The following is a 26818-nucleotide window of genomic DNA, read 5'->3' as shown; positions in this document are numbered from 1 at the left end:
GGCGGTGGGGGCCGGCGGCGGGTGCCGCGGGGCGAAATCGACCCGGGGCGGGGGCGTGACCGGCCATCGCCACGGTCGGTCCGGGCGCAACCAGCAAGCAATCCGCTGGGGGTCACCGCGCCAATCGGGTAGGCTGTGCCCGCACTGCCAAGGAACAGCGGGTTCGGATCATGTCGATCTATGCATTGAAAGGACGTTTCCAGGACCTGTTGCGTCCGGCCGTGCGCACTCTGTATCGCACGGGCGTCACCGCCAATACGGTGACCGTGGCTGCCGCCGTGGTCTCGCTGCTGGTCGCGGCCGGGGTCTGGCGCTGCGCACCGGCACAGCCGCTGGTGTACCTGGCCCTGCCGCTGTGGATGCTGCTGCGCATGGCGCTCAATGCGGTGGACGGCATGCTGGCGCGCGAGTTCGGGCAGCAATCGCGGCTTGGCACCTATCTGAACGAATTGTGCGACGTGATTGCCGATGCGGCGCTGTACCTGAGCCTGCTCAGCGTGCCGGGCGTGCGCCCCGAAGCGCTGTGGCTGCTGGCCTGGGCGGCGGCGCTGAGCGAGTACGCCGGCGTGCTCGGGCTGATGGTCGGTGCCAGCCGCCGCTATGACGGCCCGATGGGCAAGAGTGACCGCGCCTTCGTGATCGGTGTGCTCGGCCTGCTTCTGGCATTCGGCTGGGTCGGCGCGCCGGTGGTCACTGGCGTGGCCTGGGCCACGTCGCTCCTGTGCGTGATCACCCTCGGCCGTCGCGTGCGGCAGGGACTGAAGGAATCTGCGGCGGCACCGCAGCGGTAACACAGCAAGACAACACGCCATACCCATACGGAGATTGCATGCGTCAGGCGCAGGAACGGGAATTCCACAGCTTCGACCAGGTACCGCTGTTCTATCGGTACTGGCCGGCGCCCACCGCCACCCCGGCCCCCCGGGCCATCGTGCTGCTGCACCGCGGCCACGAGCACTCCGGGCGTGTCACCCACCTGGTCGACGAGCTGGACCTGCCCGACACCGCATTCTTCGCCTGGGATGCGCGCGGCAATGGCCGTTCGCCGGGCGCGCGTGGCGATGCACCCGGCTTCCCGGCGCTGGTGCGCGATCTGGACAGCTTCATCGCCCACATCCGCGCCGAGCATGGCATCGCGGTGGAAGACATCGTGGTAGTCGCGCAGAGCGTAGGGGCGGTGGTGGCCGCGACCTGGGTCCACGATTACGCCCCACGCCTGCGTGCGCTGGTGATGGCTTCGCCGGCGTTCAAAGTGAAGCTGTACGTACCGTTTGCGCGACCGGGCCTGGCATTGATGAAGAAGCTGCGTGGCAACTTCTTCGTCAACAGCTACGTCAAGCCGCAGTGGCTGACCCATGACCCGGCGCGCGTGGAGAGCTATCGCACCGATCCGCTGATCACCCGGCCGATCTCGGTGCGCGTGCTGCTGGGCCTGTACGAAGCCGCCGACCGCATCGTCGCCGATGCGCAGGCGATCAGCGTGCCGGTGCAGCTGCTGGTGTCCGGTTCGGACTTCGTGGTGCACCGTGGGCCGCAGGACCGCTTCTACGAGCGCCTGTCCAGCCCGATCAAGGAGCGCGTGCACCTGCCGGGCTTCTTCCACGACACGCTGGGCGAGCGCGATCGGGCACCGGCGCTGGCGCGCATCCGTAGCTTCATCCAGGCGCGTTTCGCCGAGCCGCTGCGCGAGCTGTCGCGGCGCGATGCGCACCGCCATGGGCCGACCTTCGAGGAATCGGAGATCCTGGCCTGGCCGCCGGAACGCAACAGCCTGGCCGACCTGCGCTGGCGCGTGGTACGTGGCGGCCTGCGTTTCGGCGGCACGCTGTCCGAAGGCATCGCGCTGGGCCTGCAGACCGGTTTCGATTCCGGCAGCACGCTCGACTACATCTATCGCAACGAAGCGCGCGGCAAGGGCCCGCTGGGCCGGATGATCGACCGCAACTATCTGGATGCGATCGGCTGGCGCGGCATCCGCGTGCGCGGCCAGCATCTGCAGGAACTGCTGCGCGATGCCGCACAACGCCTGCGCGGACAGGGCGCGCCGGTGCGGGTACTGGACGTGGCCGCCGGCCATGGCCGCTATGTGCTCCAAGCGCTGGGCCAAGGCGAACAGCGCGCCGACCATATCGTGCTGCGCGACTTCAGCGACCTGAACGTGACCGAGGGCCGAGCCCTGATTGAACGCCTCGGCGCGACCGACATCGCGCGCTTCGAGCAGGGCGATGCGTTCGATCCGGCGCAGCTGGCCACGGTGGATCCGGCGCCGACGCTGGCGGTGGTGTCCGGCCTGTACGAGCTGTTCCCCGACAACGACGCGGTGCTGCGCTCGCTGCAGGGCATTGCCGCGACGGTACCGATGGGCGGCTACCTGGCGTACACCGGCCAGCCCTGGCACCCGCAGCTGGAGTTCATCGCCCGCGCGTTGACCAGCCACCGTGGTGGTGCAGCATGGGTGATGCGTCGCCGCACCCAGCAGGAGATGGATGAACTGGTGCGCCTGGCCGGATTCGAGAAGGTGGCCCAGCGTATCGACGACTTCGGCATCTTCACGGTGTCGCTGGCGCGCCGGACCGCGTGATGGCGACGCTCGCCGCAACCCCGTTGGCGGCAGTGGGGCGCCCCTGGCGGCGTGCGCTGCTGTGGCTGGCCCTGCTGGGCCCGTTCTTCTTTGCCAGCTATGGATTCGCCAACTGGATGGCCGGTCGCCACGCCGCGTTGCCGGTGATGGCATTCGCATGGGAGGCGCGCATCCCGTTCGTGCCGTGGACCATCGTGCCGTACTGGTCGATCGACCTGTTCTATGCGATTTCGTTCTTCCTGTGCCGGCAACGGCTGGAACTGGACCGGCACGCGTTGCGGCTGTTCAGTGCACAGTTGATCGCAGTGGGCTGCTTCCTGCTGTGGCCACTGCGCTTCAGCTTCGAACGGCCAGAGATCGGCGGTGTGTTCGGCTGGTTGTTCGATGTGCTGCTGGGCTTCGACAAGCCGTTCAACCAGGCGCCGTCGCTGCACATCGTGCTGCTGATCGTGCTGTGGGTGAAGTTCGCGCAGTACCTGCATGGTGCCTGGCGCTGGGTGCTGCACGTGTGGGCGCTGCTGATCGGTGTCTCGGTGCTGACCACGTTCCAGCATCATTTCATCGACGTCCCGACCGGCCTGCTGGTGGGCTGGCTCTGCGTCTGGCTGTGGCCGGAGCAGGGCACGCCACCGCTGCGGGCCTGGCACATCACGCGTGACCCGAAACGGTGGCGCCTGGCGCTGCTGTACCTGCTGGGGGCATCGGTCGTGCTGGCAGCGGTGATCCTGCTGCGTGGCACGGCGCTGTGGCTGCTGTGGCCGGTGGTGTCACTGTTGCTGGTGGCGCTGGCCTATGCGGGGCTGGGTCCGGCGGTGTTCCAGAAGCGTGCGGATGGGCGCCTGACGATGGCCGCGCGCTGGCTGCTGGCACCCTACCTGCTCGCGGCTTGGATCAATTCGCGGCTATGGACGCGGCGCGCGCCACAACCGGTACCGGTGATGGACGGCGTGTGGCTGGGGCGTATGCCCTGCATCGCGCTGCCGGCACCGCTGGCTGGCACGGTGGACGCCTGCGCCGAGCTGTCCTGCAGGGCGCCGGGCACAGCCTATGCATGCGTGCCGATGCTGGACCTGGTGATACCGACGCCGGAACAGCTGCGCGAAGCGGCGGAGGCCATCGAGCGCCTGCGTGCACAGGGACCGGTGCTGGTGTGCTGCGCGTTGGGCTATTCGCGCAGCGCCGCCAGCGTGGCGACCTGGCTGCTGCGCAGCGGTCGTGCGGTGGATGCGGACGCAGCGGTGGCGATCGTGCGTGCGGCACGCCCTGGCATCGTGCTGGGCGCGGCGCATCTGCATGCCATCACCACCGCGGCAGGAGCGCGCGCATGAGTGCGGTTCCCGATCTGGCAACCATGCAGCTGCTGCTGTGCCAGGGGCGTTGGCCGGCATGCCTGTCGCTGGGCCTGTTGCTGGTGGCGCTGCTGCTGCTGGGCATCGAGACGGGGCTGGCGATGACCGCTGCCGGCCTGCTGCTGCTCAGTGTTGCCGCGGGCATCGCACAGGCCTACCACGCGTGGCGGGTGGGACTGGATGCCAGCCTGCTGCAGCTGCTGCGCGATGAAGGCCTGGACGGCGAAGCCGCTGCGCGCCGTACCGACCAGCTGCTGCATGACAGTGGCCTGCGCCGCGCACCGCCCGCTGCGCCGCTGCGTGGCTGGGACCTGCGCTGGGCCGGCATGCGCCGCCTGCTGCTGCGCCAGTACTTGCTGACCGGTGTGCAGGTGGTGCTGCTGGTGCTGGCCGTGTTGTGGCCGCAGACGTGAACGGGAGGAACGGATGTTCGCCGAACTGATTGCGCGCGCCTGCAGTGGGGCGATCCATGTGGTGACCGGTGCACGCGCGCTGTGGATCGGATGCGCACCGTCCGGCGTGCATCGCGTGTATTACGGCAACCACGCCAGTCACGGTGACTTCGTGCTGATCTGGTCGTCGATGCCACCGGCACTGCGCCGCCAGGTGCGTCCTGTCGCTGCGGCCGAGTACTGGCAGCGCGATGGGCTGCGGCGTTACCTGATCGACGCCGTGTTCAATGGCGTGCTGGTCGAGCGCGAGGCCGGCCACCGCCAGCAGGATCCGCTGCAGGCGTTGCGCGACGCGGTGGACGAAGGTTGCTCGCTGATCCTGTTCCCGGAAGGCACGCGCAATGTCAGCGACGAACCGCTGCTTCCTTTCAAGAGCGGCATTTACCACCTTGCGCGGCAACGGCCGGAGCTGGAGTTCGTGCCAGTGTGGATCGACAACCTGAAACGGGTAATGCCCAAGGGCCGGTTCCTGCCGCTGCCGCTGCTGTGTACCGCCACGTTCGGCACGCCGCTGCGGCTGCAGGCCGACGAGGACAAGGCCGCATTCCTGGCGCGCAGCCGGCAGGCACTGCTGGACCTGGCGCCGAACGGGGGGCGCGCATGAGCTATCTGATGGAGGTGTCAGGCGACCTTGCCGCGCGCAGCGTGGGCCAGCAGACCGGGCTGCTGTTCGCCGGTGTGGGCGCCGTGCTGGTGCTGGCCACGCTGGTGGCCGAGACCCTGCGCTGGCGCCAGCGCGGACGGCCCAGCGCGGTGATCGCCAACCTGGTTTCGCGCATCCGCGCCTGGTGGGTGATGGCGATCGTGGTCGGGCTGGCACTGCTGTTCGGCCGTGCCGGGGTGATCGTACTGTTCGCGGTCATCTCGTTGTTCGCGCTGCGCGAGTTCATTACCCTGGCGCCGACCCGCTCGGGCGACTACTACGCGCTGCTGGCAGCGTTCTACATCGTGCTGCCGTGGCAGTACTACCTGGTGTGGATCGACTGGTATGGCATGTACACGTTGCTGATCCCGGTCTATGCGTTCCTGTTCCTGCCGATCCTGTCGACCATCGGCGGCGATACCACACACTACCTGGAACGCACGGCGAAGGTGCAGTGGGGATTGATGATCTGCGTGTTCTGCATCTCGCACGTGCCGCTGCTGCTGAACCTGCACGTGCCCGGCTACGACCCGTCGCGCAACGTGCTGCTGTTCGCCTTCCTGGTGATCGTCGTGCAGTCCTCGGACGTGCTGCAGTACATCTGGGGCAAGCTGCTGGGCAGGCACCTGATCGCGCCGAAGCTGTCGCCGTCGAAGACGGTGGAGGGCTTCGTGGGCGGTGTGCTGACTGCCAGCGCACTGGGTGCGGCGCTGTGGTGGATCACCCCGTTCACGCCGCTGCAGGCGTTCGGCTTGTCGCTGCTGATCAACCTGATGGGATTCTGGGGGGGCCTGGTGATGTCGGCGATCAAGCGCGACCGTGGCATCAAGGACTGGGGCCACATGATCGAAGGCCATGGCGGCATGCTCGACCGGCTGGATTCGGTGTGCTTCGCCGCACCGGTGTTCTTCCACGTGGTGCGGTATTACTGGAAGGCGGGCGGGGGCGGTTGACCGGCCGATGCGGTATCCACGCATGGCGTGGTGATCCGCTTCTGTAGAGTCGAGCCATGCTCGGCTGTCGCTTGCGGGTTGCTTGGCGCAGAAGCAGTCGAGCATGGCTCGACTCTACAAAGGCGCTATCGGCGCTTACGCGCTGATACCGTATTCCTTCAGCTTCTTGCGCAGGGTGGCGCGGTGGATGCCCAGCATTGCGGCGGCGCGGCTCTGGTTGCCTTCGCAGTGGTTGAGCACTTCCACGAACAACGGGATTTCCATCTCGCGCAGCACGATCTCGTAGACATCGTCCGCGTCGCAGCCATCGAGATCACGGAGGTAGCGGCGAACGGACTGGGCGACGTGTTCACGCAGCGGTGGCCGGGGAGCGCCACGACTGTTGTCAGGACGAGAGAGGACAGCGTTCAAGGGGGTTCCCGATCTGGTTGGCCCGTGCGCGCGGAGCGCGCGGCCGGACGAGGTGGTGGCGGCCAGTCTAGCGCGAGCGTGCCCGGCCTGCCACGGGCGGTTGCCGCTGCCCCGGTCAGAGGAAGTCGAACGTGAATGCGACGGTAGAGGCGGCAGGTTCCTGCACGCGGAACGCAATGCGTGCGCTCTGCCCGGGCTCCAGCAGCGCGGCGCCGGGATTTTCGCCAAGGTACTGCGGCGGCGTGAACACGCCGCTGCCGATCACCCGCCCGTCGGCATCGGACAGCGACAGGCGCAGGTCCGGCCAGGCCTGCGCCCAACGCGCATCGTTGCGGATGCTGGCCTGGACCAGCAGCACCCCGGCGTGGCCGGGCAGCGGACGGATCTCGCGGCTGGTCATCGTGAAGGCAGCCGGTTCATGCCAGGCGGGAAGCCGGCAGCGCAGGACATTGCACAGTACACCCAGCCACGCACGGTTTCCTGCGTCGGCAGCCAGCCGCGCGCGATCGGCGAGCACGCTCTGAAGTACCAGCAGCAGCGCCAGTCCTGCGACCAGCAACCAGTGCCAGCGTGGCGCAGGCCGTGCGCGTGGACGTGCCCTGCCCAGGAAACTGGGGACCTCTCCTGTTGCAACCTGTGCAGGGACAGCGGCGACCACGGGTTCGATCACCGCCGCTGAAGGAGCGATGGCCGTGTCACCGGTGCCGGGCAGCATCGCATCGGCGGGCTCGTCCGGTGGCGTTGCCGGCGCAGGGTGAGGAGCCGGGCCGGGCAGGGGTGCTTCGATCGAAGGCGCGGGCGCGCCTTCCTGTGTGGCGCGCAGGAAGGTTGCCAGGGGGCGGCGGGGTGGGTTCGGCTCGGACATGCTCAGAGTGCGGGCTCGGATCCAGCGGTCATTCAACCACGATCAGGCGCGGCGCACGCCGGTGATGCGCATCCAGTCGCCATCCTGGGTGGCCTGCAGGTCGTCGAACCACGCCGCGTAGCGCTGCAGCAGTTCGCCTTCCTGGCCCTGCAGGATGCCGGACAGGGCGATGCGGCCGCCGGCGGCGACACGCGTGGCCAGCAATTCGGCCAGTGCATCGAGCGCTGACGCGAGGATGTTGGCAACCACAACGGGATAGGTGGCCACCGGTTCGTCCTGCGGCAGGTAGACATGCATGCGCGCCTGCTCGCCATTGCGCTCGGCGTTGTCGGCGGTGGCGACCAGCGCCTGCGGGTCGTTGTCCACGCCGATGGCTTCGGCGGCGCCCAGCTTCAGCGCGGCCAGCGCGAGGATGCCCGAGCCGCAGCCAAAGTCGAGCACGCGCTGGCCCTGCAGCTTGCCATCCACGGCCAGCTGATCCAGCCAGCGCAGGCACAGCGCAGTGGTCGGATGGGTGCCCGAGCCGAACGCCAGTCCCGGGTCGAGCCGCACCACGGCGGCATCGGCCGCCTTGGCGGCGTCCGGCAGTTCGTGGTTCCACGGCACGATCCAGGTACGGCTGCCGAACGCCATCGGCTGGAACTGATCCAGCCAGGCGCGCTCCCAGTCCTCATCCTCAACCGCACGGAAGCTGCCACTGCTCCAGTCGAGCTCTGGGTCGAACGCTTCCAGTGCGGCCAGCAGCAGCAGGGCGTTGCTGTCGGCCGGGAACAGAGCGCTCAGCACCAGGGTGTCCCACAGCGGCGTCTCGCCGACGCCGGGTTCGAGGATGGCCTGCTCGTTGCTGGTGTCGGCTTCGGCATCAAGCAGGGTCACGGCCAGCGCGCCGACATCCTCCAGTGCATTCTCATAGCGGGGCTGGGTGGCTTCGGTGCAGCGCAGGGTCAGTTCCAGGAACGGCATGGCGGTGGGAGCAATCGCGGGAAAGGGGGCCATGCTAGACCATCGGGCGGTCTCCGTATGCCCTGGGATGAACGGAACCCGTTCAGACAGGCCTGCCGGGCCTTGCTAAACTCCGTGCTTTCCTGTGTGTCATAACGCCCACTGTCTCCGATGGCCGTGATTCCGACCCTGAAAACCTGGTTGCTCGTGCTGCCGGCGGTGGCCGTGCTGGGCGTGGCCGGGTATCGGGCCAGCGGCCATGCGGCGGTGTCCTCGGTGGCGCCGGTGGGCCTGCCGGAGGCAGCGGTGGCTGGTGGCGGCACCGTAGCGCTGCCGGTGGTGCCGGAAGCGCTGGCGCGCCGGCTGGCGGCATTCGAGCGTGGCACGGCGTTGCCCTCGGGCCTGCCACTGGACCTGCGTGCCGATCTTGAAGATGCCACCGATCTGTATGCCTACGCACAGCGCCTGCGCGTGCAGGCGGACGAGGGCAACCACGAGGCACGCTGGATGCTCAGCCGTGTCTACGACTATTGCGCGCAGTATGCAGTCGATCCGGGCGGCTACCGCCTGGACAACAACGTGCTGGCGGGGCTGGGGCTGACGGCCGCACCGGCCATGGTCGAAGCCCGTGAGCGCGTCGCGCAGCGCTGTGGCGGATTCGTGCCCGGTGACAAGCTGGGCGCGGCGCTGGTGTTGTCCGAACGCCGCAAGGCGGCGGCGCAGGGCAACCTGGCCGCCGAGGCCTCGCTGTTCGCCGAAGGGGAGCCATTGCAGGACAGCCCCGAGTACCGTCGTGGTCTGGTCGAGCGCGTGCGCGATTCGCGCGATCCGGAAGCCTTCATGGCCATCGCACCGGCCATGGGCGTGCGCGCCGCCGGCGATCAGGCACTCGTCGACCTGGTAGCCGGCGAGCAGCTCAGTGAACTTGCATGGCGGCTTGCGGCCTGCGAACTCGGCTTGCCGTGTGGTGCTGACAGCGTGCTGGTCAACAGTTTTTGTGCGAACGGAGGGATCTGTTCGCAGGATGGGACGCAGGATTTCCGGGATTTCGTGTATGACGCTGCGGTTTCGCGGCAAGGTGCTGGGAAAATGAAGGAATGGATCAGGCGATTGATTGGAAAGAGGGAAGGGCGATGAACTACCGTCGACTCCTGCACGGGGCCAAGTTCTGGTTCTGGGTGGCGCTGTTCGTGGCCTACTCGGCCGGTGCGGTCGGCCTGCTGATGATCGATACCTACGAAGATCGCTACCGGCACCTCTCGAAAGTGGAACTGACGACGGTGAAGGCGCAGGAAGAGGTCCGCCGGGCCGGTGCCAGCCAGGTAGCGGCGGTCTACCGCGCGCAGAGCGGGATGCCGTTCGCATCGCTGCCGGCGGGCAGTACCTTCCAGGTCGTGTGGCCCGACGGCTCGACCGAGACCATGGTGATCGTCGACCCGACGTCACCCAATGGCGTGCGCCCGCTGGCCAACTCGCAGGTTCCGGCCGAAGCTGCCGACAAGCGCTGATGCGCTACAGCAACAGAAAAGGGCGGGGATATCCCCGCCCTTTTCATGTCCAGCACGCGGTACCGATCAGGTCAGCGCGATCGGCTTGTTCTTGCGCTCGGCAAGACGCTTTTCCAGGTAGTGGATGTTCTGGCCACCGGCCTGGAAGCCCTTGTCACGCATGATGCGCTGCTGCAGGGCGACGTTGGTCTTGATGCCATCGACCACCATCTCGCTCAGCGCCACGCGCATGCGGGCGATGGCGGTCTCGCGGTCCGGGCCGTGCACGATCAGCTTGCCGATCATCGAGTCGTAGTTCGACGGGACGCGATAGCCGCTGTAGATGTGCGTGTCCACGCGCACGCCGGGGCCGCCCGGCGGATGGAAGCCGGTAATGGTGCCCGGGCTCGGCACGAAGGTTTCTGCGTCTTCGGCGTTGATGCGGCATTCGATGGCATGGCCGGTCAGCACCACGTCGCTCTGCTTGATCGACAGCTTATGGCCGGCGGCGATCTTCAGCTGCTCGGCCACCAGGTCGATGCCGGTGACCATTTCGGTGACCGGATGCTCCACCTGGATGCGGGTGTTCATTTCGATGAAGTAGAAGCGGCCGTCTTCGTACAGGAACTCGAAGGTGCCGGCACCGCGGTAGCCGATGCGGATGCAGGCTTCCACGCACACTTTGCCGATCTGCTCACGCTGTTCGGCAGTGATCCCCGGTGCCGGTGCTTCCTCCACCACCTTCTGGTGGCGGCGCTGCATCGAGCAGTCGCGCTCGCCAAGGTGGATGGCGTTGCCCTGGCCGTCGGCGAGCACCTGGATTTCCACGTGGCGCGGGTTCTCCAGGAACTTCTCCATGTAGACCTCGCCATTGCCGAACGCGGCCTTGGCCTCGCTCTTGGTTGTTTCGATCGAGGTCTTCAGCGAGGCCTCGGCGTGGACTACGCGCATGCCGCGGCCACCGCCGCCACCGGCAGCCTTGATGATGACCGGATAGCCGATCTCACGGGCGATCTTGGTGTTGGCGACGATGTCATCGCCCAGCGGACCGCCCGAGCCGGGCACGCACGGCACGCCGGCGGCCTTCATCGCGCGGATCGCTTCCACCTTGTCACCCATCATGCGGATGGTGTCGGCCTTGGGGCCGATGAAGATGAAGCCGGACTCCTCCACGCGCTCGGCAAAGTCGGCGTTCTCCGACAGGAAGCCGTAGCCCGGGTGGATGGCCTGGGCGTCGGTGACTTCAGCGGCGGCGATCAGCGCCGGGATGTTGAGGTAGCTCTGCGGCGAGGGCGCCGGGCCGATGCAGACCGACTCGTCGGCCATGGCCACGTGCTTGAGGTTGCGGTCGACCGTGGAGTGCACGGCCACCGTGCGGATGCCGAGGGTGTGGCACGCGCGCAGGATGCGCAGCGCGATCTCCCCTCGGTTGGCGATGACGACTTTGTCGAGCATGGCGTGCCCCTCAGCCGATCACGAACAGCGGCTGGTCGAACTCCACCGGCTGGCCGTTCTCGCCGAGGATGGCGACGATGGTGCCGGACGTGTCGGCTTCGATCGGGTTGAACATCTTCATCGCTTCGATGATGGCCAGGGTCTCGCCTTCCTTGACCTGCTGGCCGACGGTGACGAAGGCCGGCTTGTCCGGGGCGGACGACGCATAGAAGGTGCCGACCATCGGCGAGCGCAGCACGTGGCCTTCCGGCAGCGCCGGGCCTGGCTTGGCGGTGCCGCCGGTGGAGGCTTCGGTCGGCGACTGCATCGGCATCGCCTGCGGCGCCGGAGCAGCCGGGGCGGCATACACCGGGGCAGCGACCGGGGCGGCATAGCCGGCGACCGGCGCACGCGACAGGCGCACGGACTCTTCGCCTTCCTTGATTTCGATTTCAGCCAGGTTCGACTCTTCCAGCAGGTCGATCAGCTTCTTGATTTTGCGCAGATCCATGAGGGCCTCTTGGGTTTCTATTTCTATCTAGGTGAGGAGCGCGCCGTGGGCGCCCGGGTCGACAATCAGGTGGCGGATACCCGCAGCAGCGCCGCGTCCATCGCGTAGCGGTAGCTGTCGGCACCGAAGCCGCAGACCACGCCCACCGCCTTGTCACTGAAGTAGCTGTGCTGGCGGAACGGTTCGCGGGTATGCGGGTTGGACAGGTGGATCTCGATGAACGGCACCGCCACCGCCGCCAGCGCATCGCGCAGGGCGACCGAGGTGTGGGTGAAGGCGGCGGGGTTGATCAGGATGAACGCGGTTCCGTCGTTGCGCGCGGCCTGCACGCGGTCCACCAGCACATGCTCGGCGTTGGACTGCAGGCTTTCCACTGTGTGCCCGGCGGCCGATGCCTGGGTGGCCAGGGCCTGGTCGATGTCGGCCAGTGTGGTGTGGCCGTAGACCTCCGGCTCGCGGGTGCCGAGTAGGTTGAGGTTGGGGCCGTGCAGGACCAGCAGCTTCGCCATGGGATCCGGAAGACGGGAAAGGGCGGCAGTCTGGCGGAACCGGCGGATGCTGTCCAGTTCGGCGAAGTTTGCCGCGTTTCAATTGATTGTTTGAAATCCGTCGCAGCGCTTGTGGCCGTATGCCGGGCGGCAGATCAAGGCCCGCTGAACGGCGCGCTGGCCGAGGATGCGTGCACGTAGGCCGACGATGACGGCAGGGCTGCCCGGCCGACACGCGATGGCGGCATGGATGAGGCGAGGGGCGGTTCCGGGCACCTTGGCCAGTGGGGCGCCGGGGAATGGACGGGTTGGGGCTCGCCGCCCGCACAGGCCGGGGCCGGGCTCGCCGCCACGGCAAGCCCGGCACGGCGTCCCCGGTGCGTTCAGCCGCGTCGATGTTGAGCGCGGCTGATGACCGGACTAGGGTGCGGTCTTTGCCGCACTGGAGCCCGCCATGCCCAAGCCCGATGCCGAGACCCGGCGCAAGCGCTCGATCTTCCGCCAGATGCATGCACAGGGTTGCTTCGTGCTGCCCAATCCCTGGGATGTGGGCAGCGCCCGCTACCTGCAGCGGCAGGGCTTCCAGGCGTTGGCCACGACCAGTGCCGGCTGCGCCTGGAGCGAGGGGCGTGCGGACGGTACGGTGTCGCTGCAGGCCACGCTGGAGCATCTTCGCCTGATGGCCGCTGCGACCTCGTTGCCGTTGAACGCCGACTTCGGTGATGGTTTTGGTGCCACGCCGCAGGACGTGGAAGCGTCGGTGGCCGCTGCGGTCGATACCGGCATCGCCGCGCTGTCGATCGAGGACGCCAGCGGCGCGGCCGATGCACCGCTGCGCCCGATCGGCCAGGCCGTCGAGCGCCTGCGCGCGGCCCGCGCGGCCATCGACCGCGCAGGTGGCGACGTGCTGCTGGTTGCACGCGCAGAGAATTTCTTCGTTGGCGTCCCCGATCTGCAGGACACCCTGGAACGCCTGCGTGCCTATGCCGGGGCTGGTGCCGATGTGCTGTATGCGCCGGGCATCAGCACACGCGAGCAGATCCGTGCGGTGGTGGCTGTTGCCGGATCCAGGCCGGTGAACCTGCTGGTGGGCGGGCCGACGCCGCTGGACGTGCAGGACATCGCCGGGCTCGGGGTGCGCCGGATCAGCCTGGGCGGCGCGCTGGCGCGCGCTGCATGGGGTGGCCTGATGCAGGCCATCGCGCCGATCGTGCAGGATGGACGTTTCGACGGCCTGCAGCCGGCCGCCTCGGGTGCGGCACTGAACGCGTTGTTCCGGTAGCTCCGCGCCAGGCAGCGGTTGGCTTCACCGCACGGCCGCGGACGCTGCAATCGCGCTACAGCGCTTGCATTCCACCCTCGGGCAAGGCCACGCCCGGCTCCAGCGCCGGCAGCAGCTGCCGCAGCAGTGCAGGGTTTTCCAGCATCGCTGCGCCATCCAGGTAACGCCATCGGGTCGTACCGATGCGGCGCACGGCCACCATGAACGAGGTGCTGCGCATCGGTGCTTCACGCACGCGCAGCAATGACCGGCGCGGCACGAAGCACACTTCCTCGTCGCCCGCCGCATAGGTGCGGCCCGGCACACCGGCCTCGTCGCTGATGATGCTGACGCCGGCCCTGCGCAGTGCCTCAAGGGTGTCACGGGTCATCCGCGCGTAGGCCTCGTCGCCACCGACCTGTCGCTTCAGGCTGGGATGGGTGCGCGCGATGACCAGGTCGGTATCGCCGTGGGCGAAGGCGGTCATCATCGCCTGCACATCCTGGCGCAAGGCGGCCGAATCGGCCGGGCTGAGTTCGCCGGCCAGGGCCGGTAGCGGCATGGCAGCCAGCAACAGGGACAGCGGCAGGACCGGTAGATGTCGGCGCATCGGCAGGAGTCTGGTGGGTGGCTGCACTATACGGCGAGTGCGAAAACAGCGTCCCATCGATGGTGCTGGCACACCTGGAGTCATTACTTACTATTGGTAGGTAATGATTCCAGGAGCTTTCCCATGCACAGCCTCATCGTCGTGGCCCATCCCGGGCCGGGTTCGTTGACCCATGCCATCGCGCACCGCATCGGCGAGGCCATTGCTGCTGCCGATGCCGGCAATAGCGTCGCCTATGCCGACCTGATGGCCGAGGGATTCGATCCGCGCTTCAATGCGGAGGACCATGCGTTGTTCCGCGGTACCGGTGGGGTGCCGGCCGACGTTGCTGCAGAGCATGCACGGCTGCAGGCCACCGACGCGCTGGTGTTGGTCTACCCGCTGTACTGGTGGTCCTTCCCCGCCGTGCTGAAGGGGTGGATCGATCGTGTATTCACCCAGGGCTGGGCGTACCAGGAGGGAGCCGACGGCAAGGTGCAGAAGAAACTGCAGCGGCTGCGCGTGCATCTGGCCGGTGTCGGCGGTGCCGGTGCGGAGATGATCGAGCGGCGGGGCTATGGTGCAGCGATGAAGACGCAGATCGACATGGGCATTTTCGACTACTGCGGTGCGCGCGTGCTGTCGTCGGATCTGCTGCTGGACGCCGACTCCGGCGCGGCCGCTGCGCATCTGCAGACTGCCTGGGAGATCGGCCGTAAAATCGGCACTCCGATGCACTGATCGCCCGCGCCGCCGATGCCTGCCGATACCGCTCCCACGCGCCGCCGACTGACCCGCGAACAACGCGCGCGCCAGTTGCTGGACGTGGCCTGGGCGCTGGTCGGCGAGGAGGGCACCGATGCATTGACACTGGGCCGGCTGGCCGATGCGGCAGGCGTGACCAAGCCGGTCGCCTACGATCACTTCATCAGCCGCAACGGCCTGCTGGCGGCGCTGTATGACGACTACGACGGCCGGCAGACGCGGGTGTTCCACGAGCGCATCGGCCAGGCCCGGGCGCAGCTGGCCGACCGGGCGGCGGCCATCGCCTCCGGTTACATCGACTGCATCCTCAGCCAGGGCCGTGAAGTGCAGGGCATCCTGGCGGCGCTGGTCGGCGCGCCGGAACTGCACGACGTGCGGCGGCGCTACCAGCAGGACTTCATCGACAACTGCGAAGCCTGGCTGGGCCCGTTCGCGGCCGGCGGTACCGTACCGCTGGCCGGGCGATGGGCGATCCTGGGGGCGGCCGAGATGTTGTCCGAGGCCGTGGCCGCGGGGGCGCTGGACAAGGCCGGGGCCGAGCAGGAGCTGCAGTGCCTGATCGTGGCGATCGTGGAGCGACGCTGAGGCCTGCCACCGGTTGTCCGGTCCGGTTGCGATCCGGAGGTGGTGGATGCAGCCTGTATGCATGCAACCGGACATCCGCATCGATGGGCGCGTCTTTGCTTACGTGTTCCCCTGCGCCTGGGAGGACTACGCGAAGATCGGATTCTCGCGTGATCCGCTGCAACGCATCGGCGCGTTGCACCGGCGCTGGTTCGAGTTCTTCGACCTCGATGCCGGGGCACTGGTGGAAGCGGAAAGCGAGCGTGACGCGCGCGATCTGGAACTCCAGCTGCGCGCGCCGTTCAGGGCGCATCGCGCACCGGCACCGATGACGGTGCAGGACAAGGCCGGAGGGCGCACCGAGTGGGTGCGTGGTGCCAATCAGGCCCTGTTGCTAGCGGTCACCGCGCTGGGCGATCACGGCTATCACTGTTACCCGCTGCGGGCATGGCTGCAGGCCGCGCTGGCGCAGCGCCTGGACCGACTGCACGACTGGGCTTCGGTACAGCTGCCGGAAGAGGAAGGCCTGCGGATGCCCGGAGGTCCAGGCGAACTTGCCCTGCGCGACACCCTCGACGGCTTCCGTGCGCTCGATATCGATCCGATGCCGTGGCTGCCCCGACACGTCCAGCGCTGGTACGCGTATTGAGCGGACGGGTTCTACCGTGAAGGCGGGGGCTGCGCCGGCGCGGCCGGTTGCGCGTCGCGCGGCGACGCGAGCGGCGGCGGGCTGGCAAGCTGCCGCGCCAGCGCGGCATTGGTCACGTGGCCATGCAGGAACAACAGGCTGCCGAAGATGTTCATGAGCGTGCCTCCACTTGAGTGGATTGCACGATACCGGCAGCATGGAGGGGCAAAAAGCGACATTTCCGCAAGCATGCCTTGAGAGGATTTCAAGCCTCATGTCCCGTCCCCCCCTTCACGCCCTGCATGGTTTCGTGACTGCCGCGCGGCTTGGCAACCTGTCGCGTGCGGCAGCATCGATGAACCTGACCGTCAGTGCGCTCAGCCATCAGATGCGGCAGCTGGAAGAACGCCTCGGCCAGCCCCTGCTGATCCGCCAGGCGCGCGGCATCGCCCTCACGCTGGAGGGGCAGCGCCTGCTCGATCAGGTTGGCCCGCACCTGGACGCCATCAACGAAGCGTTCCAGCCTTATGCGGCGCGTGCCGAGCATGTGCTGACCATCAGCGCGGTGCCGTCGATGGCCTCGGCCTGGCTGGTGCCGCGCCTGGGCCATTTCGTGTCCCTCCACCCGCAGATCGAGATCAACCTGCAGTCCAGTGAGCGCCTGGTTGATTTCGAGCTGCAGCGCCAGTTCGACGCCGCGCTGCGACTGGGCAGCGGGCGATGGCCGGGCCTGGTGGTGGAGCCGCTGTTCGACGAATGGCTGCTGCCGATGGCCAGCCCGGCATTGATTGAACGCATGGGCGGGATCGACCGCGTGCCGCTGAACCAGTGGCCGCTGTTGGGTGATCCCGATGGTGCGTGGGGCGCCTGGTTTGCATTGAGCGGACAGAGCCCGCCGACGCGCTTCGTGGTGGTGCTGGATGATTCCGAGGCACACCATCGCGCGGCGCTGGATGGCGTGGGCGTGGCACTGGGGCGGGTGACGCGGGCGCGCCTGCTGCTGGACTCCGGGCAGCTGGTCGCGCTGTCAAGCCAGCGCCTGAAAACCGCCTGGCCGCATTGGCTGGTGTACCCGCAGCGCTCGGCCCATCATCGCGGCTTCCTCGCCTTCCGCGACTGGCTGCACGCCCAGGCCGCCGAGCATGTGCGGCACATGGCGGACGCGCATCCGTAGTGCCGAGCCATGCTGCTTTCGCTCGACGCTACGGAATCACCCCGCCAGCGTGACCGCCTGCTCGGCACGGACAACGGCGTTACGGTGCTGCGAGGTGCTCATCTGCGGAGCCGAGCCCACGCTCGGCTGCTGTTCACGCAGCCACCAACGCTCAGCCGTGCATCGGCCCGGCGCTACACCGCCGCGGCGCGTGAGCGCTGCAGCCAATCGCTGATGGCCGGATCCAGCCGTGGGTCATCCGGCAGCTGCATGCCGAAGCGCTGCTGCAGCACCTCCCGTACGTCGCCGACGTCGTGCAGCGGACGCCTGTCCGGAGCCTGCCCCGGGCGATATTCGGTGTAGTTGCCGGTGCCGATGGTGCGTCGCCAGTCCGGCCCGGTCAGTGACGCGCGCAGCTGGCCGGGGAAGCTGGAATCGGGATGGGTGCACACGTACCAGTTGCCCACCACGTTGTCGATCGGTGCCGGCTCCTGCAGGTCGAAGCGGTACATCGCCCGCCAGCCATCGTCGGATTCGTACGACAGCACGAAGCCGTCCTCGTCGCGCAGGCGCTGCAGCAGATAGCGTTCGTGCGGCGTGGCCTGCGGCCGCGGATCGTGCAGGCGTAGCGGCACGGTCGGGGTCAGGCTGCCGAAACCTGCGTCCACCAGCCAGTCATCGCCTTCCACGCGCACATCCAGCAGCAGGTGGGTGCGCGCGGTCAACGCATTGCCCTGCGCCGCCAGCAGTACGCGCGCGCTCAGCGGCCGCGCATCGAAGCCCAGTGCCTGCAGCAGCGCCAGCAGGCCGCCATTGAGCTCGAAGCAGTAGCCGCCACGCTGCTCGTCGAGGAGCTTGCGCTGCACGCTGTCCAGGTCGATCGGCACTGCGTCGCGCAGCAGGCAGGTGAGGGTCTCGAATGGCAGCAGCGCATTGTGGCGCTGCTGCAGCAGGGTCAGGCCGGCCAGCGTCCGCGGTGGCGGCGCATCCAGCTGCAGGCGTTGCAGGTAGCGGGGAACATCGAGCGTGGTCATGGAGGCACCAGCGGGGGAGGGAGGTCCACTGTGCTTCCCCAACCGGGGTTGAGGTCAAGCGTGGCGGCAGTGTCATCCCTTCGTCGCCTGCGCCCGGTACAAAGGCCGCGTCGGCAGGCGCGCCGGAAGGTTGGACGGAGGAGGGCCTAAAGTTGCCCGGATTCCCGCCGATACAGGTGCGTCCTTCCGCCTGGAGCCCATCATGTCGGCCGCTGTCCCCCCCCTCCGGTCCCTGCGCACGCGCCTTGCCGCGTTGCACTCGGCGTTCCCCGGCCTGCTCCTGTGGCTGCAGCCGCACCGGCTCAGCGTGGCCAGCAAGCTCAAGGCGACCCTGTGGATCTGTGGCCTGGGCCTGATCGCGATCGCCGCCGCCTACGCCTGGACCGGCTACGCCAATGCGCAGGCCGCGCACAACCAGGCCAGCTACCAGCGTGGCAGCGACGTGGCCGCTCGCCTGGCCACGCGGGTGGCCGAAGCGCGTCGCTTGCAGACCCAGTATGCACGCAGTTTCGATGACGGTGATCGCGAGCAGCTGCTGGCCACGCAGAAGGCGCTGAATGGCGATCTGCAGGCGCTGCGCGGGATGCCCATGGAGGTGGGCCAGCGCAGGGCGCTGCAGGCGCTGACCGAAGCCACCGATGCGTTCTCGCAGGGCGTGGCGGCCCTGTTTGAACGCGTCGACGAGATGGGGCGGGGTGAGGCTGGCCTCGCTGCGCAGCTGCAGCAAGCCGCTGACGCGCTGCAGGCGCAGGTGGACGCGCTGCGACGCCCCTCGTTGGCGTTGCCCCTGCAGAAGATGCGCCGACAGGAGGCGCTGCTGCTGTTCGACGGTGACTCCACCCACGCCGACCGCGCCAGCGAGGAGAAACTGCCGTTCGATCTCGCGCTGGCGGGGCTGCCTGCCGGTGTGCAGGACGCTCTGCGCCGGGGGATGGAGTCCTACCAGGCCGCATTGCTGGGGTATGCCGCGGCCCGCGTCGGCCTGGATGTCGAAGCGCAATCGCTGCTGGACACTGCTGCCGGCGTGGCACCGGCGCTGGCCGCGTTCCAGCAGGCGCAGGTGGCGGCGCTGGACGAAGCACGGGCCCGGCAGCAGGCCGGTGCACGCACCCTGAGCGTGCTGTTCGCACTGACGCTGCTGCTGGTCGCCGGCGTGCTGATCACCAGCCTGGTGCTGGTGTTGCGCGCGGTGCGCCAACCGATCCAGGACACCCTGCGTTTCGCCAGCGACATCGCCGACGACCGCCTGGACACCACGCTGCGGGTCCACAACGCCAATGATGAGATCGGCCAGCTGGCCCAGCGCCTGGTCGACATGCAGCAACGGCTGCGCGCGCGCATCGAGACCGAACGTGCCGTGGCGCGCGGCAACACCCGTGTGCGCCAGGCACTGGATAGTGCGCAGACCGGCCTGATGGTGATCGATGCCGAAGGGCAGGTGGTGTATGCGAACCCGGCGCTGCTGCAGCTGCTTGGACTGCAGGCCGGAGGCCTGGTCGGCAGTGATGCAGTGCGCCTGCATCCGGCACTGGCCAGCCTGGCCGGCGTGCGCCAGCGCGAGGAACGCGAGATCGGGCATACCGGCATCCGCTACCAGCTGATTGCCAATGCCATCATCGACGAAGGGCAGTGCCTCGGCGTGGCGGTGGAGTGGCGCAGCCGTGCGCTGGAAACCCTGCTGGAAACCGAGGTGGCCGCACTGGTCGATGCCGCCGCGCACGGTGACCTGCACGGCCGCATCGCGCTGGAAGGCAAACAGGGTTTCGTGCGCACGCTGTCGACCAGCATCAACCGGTTGCTGGCTACCTTCGAGACCAACCTCGGTGACCTGCAGGCACTGTTGGCGGCGCTGGCCCGTGGTGACCTCAGCGTGCGCATGGACGGCGACCTGCAGGGCGTGTTCGCACGCATGCGCGACGATGCCAACACCACCGTCGCGCAGCTGGGCAGCATTGTCTTCCGCATCCAGCGGGCCACGTCCAGCCTCGATGGCGGTGTTGGCGAAATTGTCGCCGGGCACCATGACCTGTCGCGGCGCACTGAACAACAGGCGGCCAATCTGGAAGAGACGGCAGCGTCGATGCAGGAGCTGACCGATACCGTCGGCCGCAACGCCGACGCGGCAGGCCGCGCCGATGCCCTGGTGCAGGGCGCCGCAGCGGTGGCGCGGCGGGGCGGCGAGGCGGTCGGCCAGGTGATTGCGACCATGCACGGCATCAGCGAAGCCTCGCGGCGCATCGGTGACATCACCCAGCTGATCGACGGCATCGCGTTCCAGACCAGCATCCTCGCCCTGAACGCTGCAGTGGAAGCGGCACGTGCAGGCGAGCAGGGCCGCAGCTTCGCGGTCGTGGCCGCGGAAGTCCGCCTGCTGGCGCAGCGCAGTGCCGACGCGGCCAGGCAGATCAAGGGGCTGATCGAGGACTCCGTGGCGCGTGTCGGCCAGGGCAGCGCGCAGGCCGGGCAGGCCGGCAACACGATGGACGAGATCGTCGGCAGCGTGCAGCAGCTGGCCGACCTGCTGGCCGGCATCCGCAGTGCGTCGCAGGACCAGCATGCCGGCATCGCGCAGGTGAACCACGCCATCGTGCAGATGCAGGTCAGTACCCAGCGCAACGCCAGCCTGGTGGAAGAGGCCGGTGCCTCCACGGCGCAGATGCAGGCGCAGGTCCAGGCCTTGGCCGAGGCGGTGGGGGCATTCCGGCTGCAACCGGTGCCTCAGGCGCGCGCGGCGGCCTGATCCTGCTCCGGTAGCGCCGGCCGCTGGCCGGCACTACCCTTGTGGCTCAATACACGTCGCGGCGGTAACGCCCGCTCTCCAGCAGCATTTCCACCGCGTCGTCGCCCAGTGCAGCGCGCAGCACCCGGTCCACGCCCTCGGCCATGCCCTGCAGCGAGCCGCAGACATGGACCACGGCGCCGCGTTGCATCCACTCGCGCAATGTCCCGGCGGCAGTGCGCAGCCGGTCCTGCACGTAACCACCGTCGCCATCGCGCGAGAACGCCAGGTCCACACGCGCCAGGTGGCCGTTGGCCTGCCAGGCCTCGATCTCGTCGGCGAACAGGAAGTCGTGGGCACGCTGGCGCTCGCCGAACAGCAGCCAGTGTCCGTGCTCGCCGGCCTGCGCGGCTTCGCGCAGCAGGCTGCGCAGGCCGGCGATGCCGGTGCCGTTGCCGATCAGCACCATCGGCGCTCCGCTGACGCGATGGAAGCCCGGATTGCGATGGACACGGGCGGCAACGCCGGCACCGGTCGGCGCATGCAGCGACAGCCATCCCGAGCCCAGCCCGGCACGGCCGGAAGCGTCATGCACCAGCCTCACCACCAGTTCCACCACGCCATCGTCCGCGGCGGAAGCGATCGAATACTCGCGGCCGGGCAGCAGCGGCAACCCGGCCAGCCACAGGCAGGCGTCCTGCACCGCCAGCGCGGCATCGGCATCGGGCAGCTCGCGTTCGCTGGCCAGGTCCAGCAACGTGCGCGGATGGCCATCGACCAGCATAGGCTGCAGCGGATCCAGCCCATGTGCCTTCAATACTGCACTGGCATGCTGCGCGTTGTGGCGCGGTGCGATGTGCAGGATGTCACCGGCCTGCCATTGCACTCCTGCGGGTGCGGCGAGACGGATGCGCCAGATCGTGCCTCCGGCGCTGCCCGGATTGAGCGGGTCGCGCCCGAGCAGGCGCCACTCGTGCATCTGCGTGGCCGCCGGCAGCACGCTGTCGTCGGTGATGATGCCGGTCAGTGCACCGAGCTGCTGTTGCCACTGGCGCAGGGCCACTATCGAGGCGGCATCGACGTCGATGCGCTCGAACAACGGGCGCGCGCCGTTGCGGATCAACCAGCCGTCGACCTGGCGGCCGAAGCCACAGTAACGCGGGTACTGCCGGTCACCCAGCGCCAGCAGTCCGAACTGCAGGCCCGACAGGTCCAGCGTCTGTGCCGTCAATTGTCGCGCCACGCGCCGTGCCGCGTCCGGCGGTTCGCCGTCGCCGAAGGTGCTCAGCACGAACAGGGCCTGTGGGGTCGCTTGCAGTTGCGCGGCGTCGACGCGGGCCAGCGGCAATACCCGCACGACCTGGCCTGCAGCCTGGAGCTGTGCCGCTGCACGCCAGGCCAGCTGCTCGCCCAGCCCGCTCTGGCTTGCGTGCACCACCAGCCAGGATGCGGCACCGCCGGCCTCGGGTGCCGCAGGCAATGATTGGCGCAGGCTCCGCGCGGCCTGTTGGCTGCGCCGGCGGTCCAGGTACAGCATCCAGCCGGTGATGAAGAACAGGCTCATGCCCAGGCTGCTGAGCATCACCACCACGCGCCCGGGCACGCCGAAGAAGCTGCCCGAGTGCAGGGCGAACATGCTGGTGGCCAATTGCCCGCCCGTGCCCTGGCGGGCGTAGGGGCGGTAATCGAGGATTGCGCCGCTGCCCGGGTCCAGCTGCAGCAGGTCGTGCGCACGATCATGGTGGCCGCCGCGTTGCGACGCCGCGCCGGCCATCACCCGCACACTCAACGCCTGCCCGGGCTTCTCCGGCAGCCGCAGGTCGATGAAGCCGGTGCGTACGCCGGGCAGGGCGTACAGTGCGGTTTCGACGCGCCGCAGGTCCAGGGCGGTGTCGGCGCTGACTGCGTGCCTGGACGTCGGTGCCACGCCGAGCAGCGCGCTGACAGCGCTGCGGTACCCATCGAACGACCACCACAGGCCGGTCAGCGCGCTCATCAGGTAGATCAGCAGCACCCAGGTGCCGGACACCGAGTGCAGGCTCCACAGGAAGCTGCGGCCAGTGCGTTTCCACTCCACCGCCAGCCAGCTGCGCCACTGCCACCAGCGCCGCGGCCAGCGCAGGTAGAGGCCGGACAGGGCGAAGAACAGCAGCGCGATCGCGCAGCTGCCGGTGATCCACTTGCCGCGCTCGCCGGCGGCAAGGTGGCGGTGCAGGTCCTCGACGAAGTCGAAGAAGGCCTGCCCGCGCAGGGCGCTGAAGCGCTCACCGCTGTATGGGTCGAAGTACACCCAGTGCTGCTTGCCGCCGGCAAAACGTGCGACCGAAGGGCGCTGGCCGGTGGCATCGACGCGCAGGCGCTGCAGTGGGCGTTGGCTGCCCGCCTGCAGCTGCGGCACCAGTTCGCTGAGCGCCAGCGGAAGCTGGCCGTCGGCGTGGTGTTCGGCAATGGCGGCGAAACCGGGATTGGCGGCCCGCAGCAGCTCATCCTCAAAGGACAGCACGGCACCGCTGAGGCCCATCACGGCCAGGATGGCCCCGGCGGTAATGCCCAGCAGCCAGTGCAGTTGGAACAGGACGTTCTTGAACATCGAAGGAGGAGGCCCGCAAGGCTGCCGCCCGCATCCTGCGCAACAGCAAATGAGAATTAGTCGCGGAATTCTCCGTGGCGCCCTGTCTGCGGTCAAGCAGGAAGCATTGGCCGGGCCCTACTTCGCCCAGCTGTCAATCTCGCCGCGGGCGAACGGTCCCAGCTTCGCTTTCACCATGTGTCCCTGCGCGTCGAACAGCACGCTGTAAGGCAGCAGCCCCTGTGCGTTGCCCAACTGCACGCTGGCGTCGCGCGGGCCGGGCGTTTCCAGCACGATGGGGTAGCCCACCGGTACCCGCTGCAGGAAGCGCTGGACGTCTTCGGGTGTATCCAGCGCCAGCCCGAGCACCTGCACGCCGTGCGGTTCCTGGGCCCGGGCGAAGCGGGCCAGTTCCGGCATTTCCTCCACGCACGGCCCGCACCAGCTGGCCCACACATTGATCAGCAGTGGACGACCGGCAGAACGCTGGCGCAGATCCAGCGGCTGGCCCTGCAGATCGGGCAGCACCAGTGCGGGCAGGGCATCACCAGGCCGCAGCGTGGGTGCCGGTGCTGCAGGCGTGCGCAGGCCTGGATCGCCGCGGTCCACAGCCGGCGCCGGCGCCAGCCGATGCCCGGCCCACAGTCCCAGGCCGGCGGCCAGCACAGCTGTCCACAACAGTGCGGGCCGTTGCCACTTCATCGTGCCGTGCGCAGCAGCGCTTCCTCGACCACCGCATGGGTCAGCAGCGTCGGCAGCACGGCTGGCGGCGCGCCCGGCCCGTACACCACGTACAGCGGCACGCCCACCGCCTTGTGCTCCTCGAGGAACGTGGTGATCTGCGGATCGACGTTGGTGTAGTCACCGCGCATGTACACCGCATTGGTGCGCTTGAGCAGGTCGCGGAACTCCGGCCGCGACAGTACCGCGCGCTCATTGGCCTTGCAGCTAAAGCACCAGTCGGCAGTCATGTTCACGAACACTACGCGGTTGTCCGCGCGCAGGCGGTCCAGCAGTTGCGGTGAGTACTCGACCACGTTGTCGCTCGCCACCTGCGCGGCGCGCGCGGGCGCGGCCAGCCGGGTGACGCCCCAGGCCGGCACCAGTGCGGCGATCGCCAGCAGCACGCCCACCAGCGTGGCGCCCCGGCGACCGGTCCACCGGTTGCGTTCGAACAGCCACAGGCCGAAGGCCAGCAGCAGCAGGCCTCCCAGTACCAGTGCCATGCCATCCACGCCGCGTTGCTTGCCCAGCACCCACAGCAGCCACAGCGCGGTGGCATACACCGGGAAAGCCAGCACGTGCTTCAGCGTTTCCATCCACGGGCCCGGCTTGGGCAGGCGGCGTGCCAGTGCCGGTACGAAGCCGATCAGCAGGAACGGCAGGGCCAGGCCCAGGCCGAGGAACACGAATACGGTCATCGCCTGCAATGGCGTGGCGATGAACGCATAGGCCACCGCGCCGCCCATGAACGGGCCCACGCAGGCACTGCCCACCACGCAGGCCAGCGCACCGGTGAAGAAATCGCCGGCCGGTCCGCTGCGGCTGGCCAGTGACTGGCCAAGATTGCCCAGGCCGCCGCCCAGCGTGAACACTCCCGACAGGCTCAGGCCCACCGCGAACATGATGTAGGCCAGAGTGGCCACCACGCCGGGATGCTGCAGCTGGAAGCCGATGCCCACGGCATTGCCGATCGCACGCAGGCCCACCATCAATGCACCGATCACCGCGAACGCGACCAGTACGCCCAGCGTGTACCAGAGCGCGTGGCTGCGCGCGCGCTGCGGGCTTTCGCCGCTCTGTGCCAGCCCCAGCACCTTCAGCGACAGGATCGGCAGCACGCAGGGCATCAGGTTCAGCACCAGGCCGCCGGCCAGGGCCAGCAGCAGCACCCAGACGAACGAGCGGTCCGGGTCCGGTGTCGTCGCCGGCGGGCGCGTGCGCAATGCGTTGTCGCTGCGTGCATCGGCGGCGAGTGCATTGCCTGCGCGCTCGCTGTCCGGAGCGGACGCGGTGCTGGCATCGTCGTTCGGCACGGTCGGCAGCAGGCGCAGCGGCGCGCCGTTGGCGGACTCGCGCGGTGCAGCGGCGGGCAGCGGGCTGATCACCTCGTTGCGCGCTGGCGTCCGGTCATTGCTGGCGTTGACCTTGCCGGCCGGAATCGACAGCTTCACCCGGCGCGTCATCGGCGGGTAGCAGATGCCATCGGTCTGGCAACCCTGGAAGGTCACCACCAGGGTGCTGTCGACGGCGTCGGTGACGGTGCGCTGCAGTGGCAGCGGCACTTCCACCTGGTTGAAGTACACCGAGACAGCACCGAAGTGCTCGTCGTGATGCGATTGCGCGGCCGGCCAGCGTGGCTTGCCGGCCAGCACGCCGGCGCTGCCGTCCAGCTTCAGCGAGGTGCGGTCGCGGTACAGGTAATAGCCGGGTGCGGGGCTGAAGCGCAGCAGCAGGGTATTGCCGTCGCTGGCGATGGCATCGAAGCCGAACGCCTGCTCCGACGGTAGCGGCAGCGCCTGGCTGTCGCTGGGGGCACCCGGCAGGCGCAGGCCGCCGCCGTTGCCGGCACCGGCCAGTGGGTTGTTGAACGGGTTGGCGGCACCGGCACGCGCCACCGGGGCGGCAGCGTGCGCGCCGCCGCCGGGCAGGGTGACCTGCACCACGCGCTTCTGCGGCGGGTAGCAGACACCCGCATCGGCGCAACCCTGGTAACGCACTTCCAGGCTGAGGGTGCCCGCCGCGTCGGTCGGGGCGCCGGGCAGGGTCGCCAGCAGGCGCTCACGATAGGTTTCGACTTCGCCGAAGAAGTCGTCGTGGTGCCTGTCGCCTTTCGGCATCTGCAGGGGCCCGGCATTGAACGCCGGATCGGCCTTGACGCTGGTGCGGTGGCGATAGAGGTAGTAGCCCGGGGCGATCTTGAACTGCAGTTGCACCTGGCCGCGTTCGGGAGCGGTCGCGGTCAACGCGAACGCCTGGTCGACCGGCAACAGGTCCTTCTCGTCCAGGGCAAAGGCGGGCAGTGAAAGCCACAACAGGGCGCACAGGGCGGCGCCACGCGCAAACAGAGTCTTCAATCAGTGTCCTCCCGGGTCTGTGCCCGGATCCAATCCAGATACGCCGGCAGGCCGGCCCGGCTTTCGACCGCGATGCACTCCGGGAGTTCATACGGATGCAGTTCCACGATCCGGGCAATTGCGTCATCGACGCGGCTCGCGGTGGTCTTCACCAGCAGCTGCAGCTCGGCGTCGGTGGTCACTTCGCCCTGCCAGCGGTAAGTCGACTGCGCGCCATCGAGGCGGGTCACGCACGCGGCCAGGCGCTCGCCGACCAGCGCGTGCGCGATGCGTTCGGCGCTGGCGCGGTCGGGACAGGTGGTCAACAGCAGCAGGACGGGATCGACGGTCGACATGACGGCCG

27 protein-coding genes are annotated in these 26818 nt (G+C 68.6%); 14 read left to right on the top strand and 13 right to left on the bottom strand.

Annotated elements, in window-relative coordinates; translation table 11 throughout:
* The first annotated feature begins 170 nt into the window (after positions 1 to 170).
* Genes A9K58_RS08810 through A9K58_RS08785 form a run of 6 tightly spaced genes read left to right on the top strand, consistent with a single transcriptional unit; the run spans position 171 to position 5978 of the window.
* Positions 171 to 791, top strand: coding sequence for a CDP-alcohol phosphatidyltransferase family protein (locus A9K58_RS08810; RefSeq protein ID WP_065199011.1), 621 nt, complete (start codon positions 171 to 173; stop codon positions 789 to 791).
* A gap of 38 nt (positions 792 to 829) precedes the next feature.
* Entirely contained in the window at positions 830 to 2581 is a 1752-nt protein-coding gene (locus A9K58_RS08805; protein WP_065199010.1) for a bifunctional alpha/beta hydrolase/class I SAM-dependent methyltransferase, read from the top strand.
* Entirely contained in the window at positions 2581 to 3909 is a 1329-nt protein-coding gene (locus A9K58_RS08800) for a phosphatase PAP2/dual specificity phosphatase family protein (protein ID WP_065199009.1), read from the top strand. The genes A9K58_RS08805 and A9K58_RS08800 overlap by 1 nt, the downstream gene beginning before the upstream one ends.
* Positions 3906 to 4343: a hypothetical protein gene (locus A9K58_RS08795; protein WP_065199008.1), complete on the top strand. Its 438-nt coding sequence runs from the start codon at positions 3906 to 3908 to the stop codon at positions 4341 to 4343. The genes A9K58_RS08800 and A9K58_RS08795 overlap by 4 nt, the downstream gene beginning before the upstream one ends.
* 13 nt (positions 4344 to 4356) lie before the next feature.
* Positions 4357 to 4986 carry a lysophospholipid acyltransferase family protein gene (locus A9K58_RS08790; RefSeq protein WP_065199007.1) on the top strand — a complete coding sequence of 210 codons (630 nt, stop codon included), beginning with the start codon at positions 4357 to 4359 and terminating at the stop codon, positions 4984 to 4986.
* Positions 4983 to 5978 carry a phosphatidate cytidylyltransferase gene (locus tag A9K58_RS08785; protein ID WP_065199006.1) on the top strand — a complete coding sequence of 332 codons (996 nt, stop codon included), beginning with the start codon at positions 4983 to 4985 and terminating at the stop codon, positions 5976 to 5978. The genes A9K58_RS08790 and A9K58_RS08785 overlap by 4 nt, the downstream gene beginning before the upstream one ends.
* A gap of 135 nt (positions 5979 to 6113) precedes the next feature.
* Here A9K58_RS08785 and fis read toward each other — a convergent pair whose 3' ends face one another.
* The 3 genes from fis to prmA all read right to left on the bottom strand — a co-directional run bounded on the left by fis (position 6114) and on the right by prmA (position 8217).
* Positions 6114 to 6389, bottom strand: coding sequence for a DNA-binding transcriptional regulator Fis (gene fis, locus A9K58_RS08780; RefSeq protein ID WP_005419706.1), 276 nt, complete (start codon positions 6387 to 6389; stop codon positions 6114 to 6116).
* A 115-nt stretch (positions 6390 to 6504) separates the two neighbouring features.
* Complete coding sequence (locus A9K58_RS08775; protein WP_065199005.1) at positions 6505 to 7254, bottom strand: DUF3426 domain-containing protein; 750 nt, start codon at positions 7252 to 7254, stop codon at positions 6505 to 6507.
* Positions 7255 to 7296: 42 nt separating this feature from the next.
* Entirely contained in the window at positions 7297 to 8217 is a 921-nt protein-coding gene (prmA, locus tag A9K58_RS08770; RefSeq protein ID WP_065199004.1) for a 50S ribosomal protein L11 methyltransferase, read from the bottom strand.
* A gap of 150 nt (positions 8218 to 8367) precedes the next feature.
* Here prmA and A9K58_RS08765 point away from each other — a divergent pair, with 150 nt between their 5' ends.
* Positions 8368 to 9333, top strand: coding sequence for a hypothetical protein (locus tag A9K58_RS08765; RefSeq protein WP_065199003.1), 966 nt, complete (start codon positions 8368 to 8370; stop codon positions 9331 to 9333).
* Positions 9330 to 9704, top strand: a complete 375-nt coding sequence (locus A9K58_RS08760) for a hypothetical protein (RefSeq protein ID WP_065199002.1) — start codon at positions 9330 to 9332, stop codon at positions 9702 to 9704. Before A9K58_RS08765 ends, A9K58_RS08760 begins: the two co-directional genes overlap by 4 nt.
* Positions 9705 to 9770: 66 nt before the next feature.
* On the opposite strand, the gene accC is transcribed toward A9K58_RS08760, so the two are convergent.
* From accC to aroQ, 3 genes are all read right to left on the bottom strand, one after another.
* Positions 9771 to 11138, bottom strand: coding sequence for an acetyl-CoA carboxylase biotin carboxylase subunit (accC, locus tag A9K58_RS08755; protein ID WP_065199001.1), 1368 nt, complete (start codon positions 11136 to 11138; stop codon positions 9771 to 9773).
* Between the two features lie 10 nt (positions 11139 to 11148).
* Positions 11149 to 11628, bottom strand: a complete 480-nt coding sequence (gene accB, locus A9K58_RS08750; RefSeq protein WP_005411252.1) for an acetyl-CoA carboxylase biotin carboxyl carrier protein — start codon at positions 11626 to 11628, stop codon at positions 11149 to 11151.
* Between the two features lie 65 nt (positions 11629 to 11693).
* Positions 11694 to 12137 carry a type II 3-dehydroquinate dehydratase gene (aroQ, locus tag A9K58_RS08745; RefSeq protein WP_065199000.1) on the bottom strand — a complete coding sequence of 148 codons (444 nt, stop codon included), beginning with the start codon at positions 12135 to 12137 and terminating at the stop codon, positions 11694 to 11696.
* A gap of 433 nt (positions 12138 to 12570) precedes the next feature.
* On the opposite strand from aroQ, the gene A9K58_RS08740 reads away from it, so the two are divergent.
* Positions 12571 to 13398, top strand: a complete 828-nt coding sequence (locus tag A9K58_RS08740) for an isocitrate lyase/PEP mutase family protein (protein ID WP_065198999.1) — start codon at positions 12571 to 12573, stop codon at positions 13396 to 13398.
* A 55-nt stretch (positions 13399 to 13453) separates the two neighbouring features.
* Here the strand turns inward: A9K58_RS08740 and A9K58_RS08735 are convergent, their stop codons facing one another.
* Complete coding sequence (locus tag A9K58_RS08735) at positions 13454 to 13987, bottom strand: hypothetical protein (protein ID WP_065198998.1); 534 nt, start codon at positions 13985 to 13987, stop codon at positions 13454 to 13456.
* Positions 13988 to 14110: 123 nt separating this feature from the next.
* Here A9K58_RS08735 and A9K58_RS08730 point away from each other — a divergent pair, with 123 nt between their 5' ends.
* From A9K58_RS08730 to A9K58_RS08720, 3 genes are all read left to right on the top strand, one after another.
* Complete coding sequence (locus A9K58_RS08730) at positions 14111 to 14707, top strand: NAD(P)H-dependent oxidoreductase (protein WP_065198997.1); 597 nt, start codon at positions 14111 to 14113, stop codon at positions 14705 to 14707.
* A gap of 15 nt (positions 14708 to 14722) precedes the next feature.
* Complete coding sequence (locus A9K58_RS08725) at positions 14723 to 15316, top strand: TetR/AcrR family transcriptional regulator (protein WP_065198996.1); 594 nt, start codon at positions 14723 to 14725, stop codon at positions 15314 to 15316.
* Positions 15317 to 15377: 61 nt separating this feature from the next.
* Positions 15378 to 15944: a GIY-YIG nuclease family protein gene (locus tag A9K58_RS08720; RefSeq protein ID WP_065198995.1), complete on the top strand. Its 567-nt coding sequence runs from the start codon at positions 15378 to 15380 to the stop codon at positions 15942 to 15944.
* A gap of 11 nt (positions 15945 to 15955) precedes the next feature.
* On the opposite strand, the gene A9K58_RS19705 is transcribed toward A9K58_RS08720, so the two are convergent.
* Positions 15956 to 16099: a hypothetical protein gene (locus tag A9K58_RS19705; RefSeq protein ID WP_196769177.1), complete on the bottom strand. Its 144-nt coding sequence runs from the start codon at positions 16097 to 16099 to the stop codon at positions 15956 to 15958.
* Positions 16100 to 16197: 98 nt separating this feature from the next.
* Between A9K58_RS19705 and A9K58_RS08715 the strand changes: the two genes are divergently transcribed.
* A complete protein-coding gene (locus A9K58_RS08715; RefSeq protein WP_065198994.1) occupies positions 16198 to 17097 on the top strand; it encodes a LysR substrate-binding domain-containing protein in 900 nt (299 codons plus the stop codon).
* Positions 17098 to 17270: 173 nt separating this feature from the next.
* On the opposite strand, the gene A9K58_RS08710 is transcribed toward A9K58_RS08715, so the two are convergent.
* Complete coding sequence (locus A9K58_RS08710) at positions 17271 to 18110, bottom strand: arylamine N-acetyltransferase family protein (protein ID WP_065198993.1); 840 nt, start codon at positions 18108 to 18110, stop codon at positions 17271 to 17273.
* A 202-nt stretch (positions 18111 to 18312) separates the two neighbouring features.
* Here A9K58_RS08710 and A9K58_RS08705 point away from each other — a divergent pair, with 202 nt between their 5' ends.
* On the top strand, positions 18313 to 20850 hold the full coding sequence (locus A9K58_RS08705) for a methyl-accepting chemotaxis protein (protein ID WP_065198992.1): 2538 nt from the start codon (positions 18313 to 18315) through the stop codon (positions 20848 to 20850).
* Between the two features lie 46 nt (positions 20851 to 20896).
* Here the strand turns inward: A9K58_RS08705 and A9K58_RS08700 are convergent, their stop codons facing one another.
* The 4 genes from A9K58_RS08700 to cutA form a co-directional block, all read right to left on the bottom strand.
* On the bottom strand, positions 20897 to 23419 hold the full coding sequence (locus tag A9K58_RS08700) for a PepSY domain-containing protein (protein ID WP_065198991.1): 2523 nt from the start codon (positions 23417 to 23419) through the stop codon (positions 20897 to 20899).
* A 117-nt stretch (positions 23420 to 23536) separates the two neighbouring features.
* A complete protein-coding gene (locus tag A9K58_RS08695) occupies positions 23537 to 24100 on the bottom strand; it encodes a TlpA family protein disulfide reductase (RefSeq protein WP_065198990.1) in 564 nt (187 codons plus the stop codon).
* A complete protein-coding gene (locus A9K58_RS08690; protein ID WP_065198989.1) occupies positions 24097 to 26475 on the bottom strand; it encodes a protein-disulfide reductase DsbD family protein in 2379 nt (792 codons plus the stop codon). The genes A9K58_RS08695 and A9K58_RS08690 overlap by 4 nt, the downstream gene beginning before the upstream one ends.
* The gene (gene cutA / locus A9K58_RS08685; RefSeq protein ID WP_065198988.1) at positions 26472 to 26810 is read right to left on the bottom strand and encodes a divalent-cation tolerance protein CutA; all 339 of its coding nucleotides are present in this window, start codon (positions 26808 to 26810) and stop codon (positions 26472 to 26474) included. Before cutA ends, A9K58_RS08690 begins: the two co-directional genes overlap by 4 nt.
* Positions 26811 to 26818: the final 8 nt, after the last annotated feature.

This window comes from Stenotrophomonas maltophilia (genome assembly GCF_001676385.1).
Taxonomy (GTDB): domain Bacteria; phylum Pseudomonadota; class Gammaproteobacteria; order Xanthomonadales; family Xanthomonadaceae; genus Stenotrophomonas; species Stenotrophomonas maltophilia_J.
The sequence above is the reverse complement of the archived record's forward strand: the minus strand, read 5'-3'. Positions and strand labels throughout refer to the sequence as shown.

What these genes read in the sequence shown, in the direction of transcription:
- A9K58_RS08810 (WP_065199011.1), top strand. Translation starts at nt 171, where the DNA reads ATGTCGATCTATGCATTGAAAGGACGTTTCCAGGACCTGTTGCGTCCG.
- A9K58_RS08805 (WP_065199010.1), top strand. Translation starts at nt 830, where the DNA reads ATGCGTCAGGCGCAGGAACGGGAATTCCACAGCTTCGACCAGGTACCG.
- A9K58_RS08800 (WP_065199009.1), top strand. Translation starts at nt 2,581, where the DNA reads ATGGCGACGCTCGCCGCAACCCCGTTGGCGGCAGTGGGGCGCCCCTGG.
- A9K58_RS08795 (WP_065199008.1), top strand. Translation starts at nt 3,906, where the DNA reads ATGAGTGCGGTTCCCGATCTGGCAACCATGCAGCTGCTGCTGTGCCAG.
- A9K58_RS08790 (WP_065199007.1), top strand. Translation starts at nt 4,357, where the DNA reads ATGTTCGCCGAACTGATTGCGCGCGCCTGCAGTGGGGCGATCCATGTG.
- A9K58_RS08785 (WP_065199006.1), top strand. Translation starts at nt 4,983, where the DNA reads ATGAGCTATCTGATGGAGGTGTCAGGCGACCTTGCCGCGCGCAGCGTG.
- A9K58_RS08775 (WP_065199005.1), bottom strand. Translation starts at nt 7,254, where the DNA reads ATGTCCGAGCCGAACCCACCCCGCCGCCCCCTGGCAACCTTCCTGCGC.
- prmA (WP_065199004.1), bottom strand. Translation starts at nt 8,217, where the DNA reads ATGCCGTTCCTGGAACTGACCCTGCGCTGCACCGAAGCCACCCAGCCC.
- A9K58_RS08765 (WP_065199003.1), top strand. Translation starts at nt 8,368, where the DNA reads ATGGCCGTGATTCCGACCCTGAAAACCTGGTTGCTCGTGCTGCCGGCG.
- A9K58_RS08760 (WP_065199002.1), top strand. Translation starts at nt 9,330, where the DNA reads ATGAACTACCGTCGACTCCTGCACGGGGCCAAGTTCTGGTTCTGGGTG.
- accC (WP_065199001.1), bottom strand. Translation starts at nt 11,138, where the DNA reads ATGCTCGACAAAGTCGTCATCGCCAACCGAGGGGAGATCGCGCTGCGC.
- accB (WP_005411252.1), bottom strand. Translation starts at nt 11,628, where the DNA reads ATGGATCTGCGCAAAATCAAGAAGCTGATCGACCTGCTGGAAGAGTCG.
- aroQ (WP_065199000.1), bottom strand. Translation starts at nt 12,137, where the DNA reads ATGGCGAAGCTGCTGGTCCTGCACGGCCCCAACCTCAACCTACTCGGC.
- A9K58_RS08740 (WP_065198999.1), top strand. Translation starts at nt 12,571, where the DNA reads ATGCCCAAGCCCGATGCCGAGACCCGGCGCAAGCGCTCGATCTTCCGC.
- A9K58_RS08735 (WP_065198998.1), bottom strand. Translation starts at nt 13,987, where the DNA reads ATGCGCCGACATCTACCGGTCCTGCCGCTGTCCCTGTTGCTGGCTGCC.
- A9K58_RS08730 (WP_065198997.1), top strand. Translation starts at nt 14,111, where the DNA reads ATGCACAGCCTCATCGTCGTGGCCCATCCCGGGCCGGGTTCGTTGACC.
- A9K58_RS08725 (WP_065198996.1), top strand. Translation starts at nt 14,723, where the DNA reads ATGCCTGCCGATACCGCTCCCACGCGCCGCCGACTGACCCGCGAACAA.
- A9K58_RS08720 (WP_065198995.1), top strand. Translation starts at nt 15,378, where the DNA reads ATGCAACCGGACATCCGCATCGATGGGCGCGTCTTTGCTTACGTGTTC.
- A9K58_RS19705 (WP_196769177.1), bottom strand. Translation starts at nt 16,099, where the DNA reads ATGAACATCTTCGGCAGCCTGTTGTTCCTGCATGGCCACGTGACCAAT.
- A9K58_RS08715 (WP_065198994.1), top strand. Translation starts at nt 16,198, where the DNA reads ATGTCCCGTCCCCCCCTTCACGCCCTGCATGGTTTCGTGACTGCCGCG.
- A9K58_RS08710 (WP_065198993.1), bottom strand. Translation starts at nt 18,110, where the DNA reads ATGACCACGCTCGATGTTCCCCGCTACCTGCAACGCCTGCAGCTGGAT.
- A9K58_RS08705 (WP_065198992.1), top strand. Translation starts at nt 18,313, where the DNA reads ATGTCGGCCGCTGTCCCCCCCCTCCGGTCCCTGCGCACGCGCCTTGCC.
- A9K58_RS08700 (WP_065198991.1), bottom strand. Translation starts at nt 23,419, where the DNA reads ATGTTCAAGAACGTCCTGTTCCAACTGCACTGGCTGCTGGGCATTACC.
- A9K58_RS08695 (WP_065198990.1), bottom strand. Translation starts at nt 24,100, where the DNA reads ATGAAGTGGCAACGGCCCGCACTGTTGTGGACAGCTGTGCTGGCCGCC.
- cutA (WP_065198988.1), bottom strand. Translation starts at nt 26,810, where the DNA reads ATGTCGACCGTCGATCCCGTCCTGCTGCTGTTGACCACCTGTCCCGAC.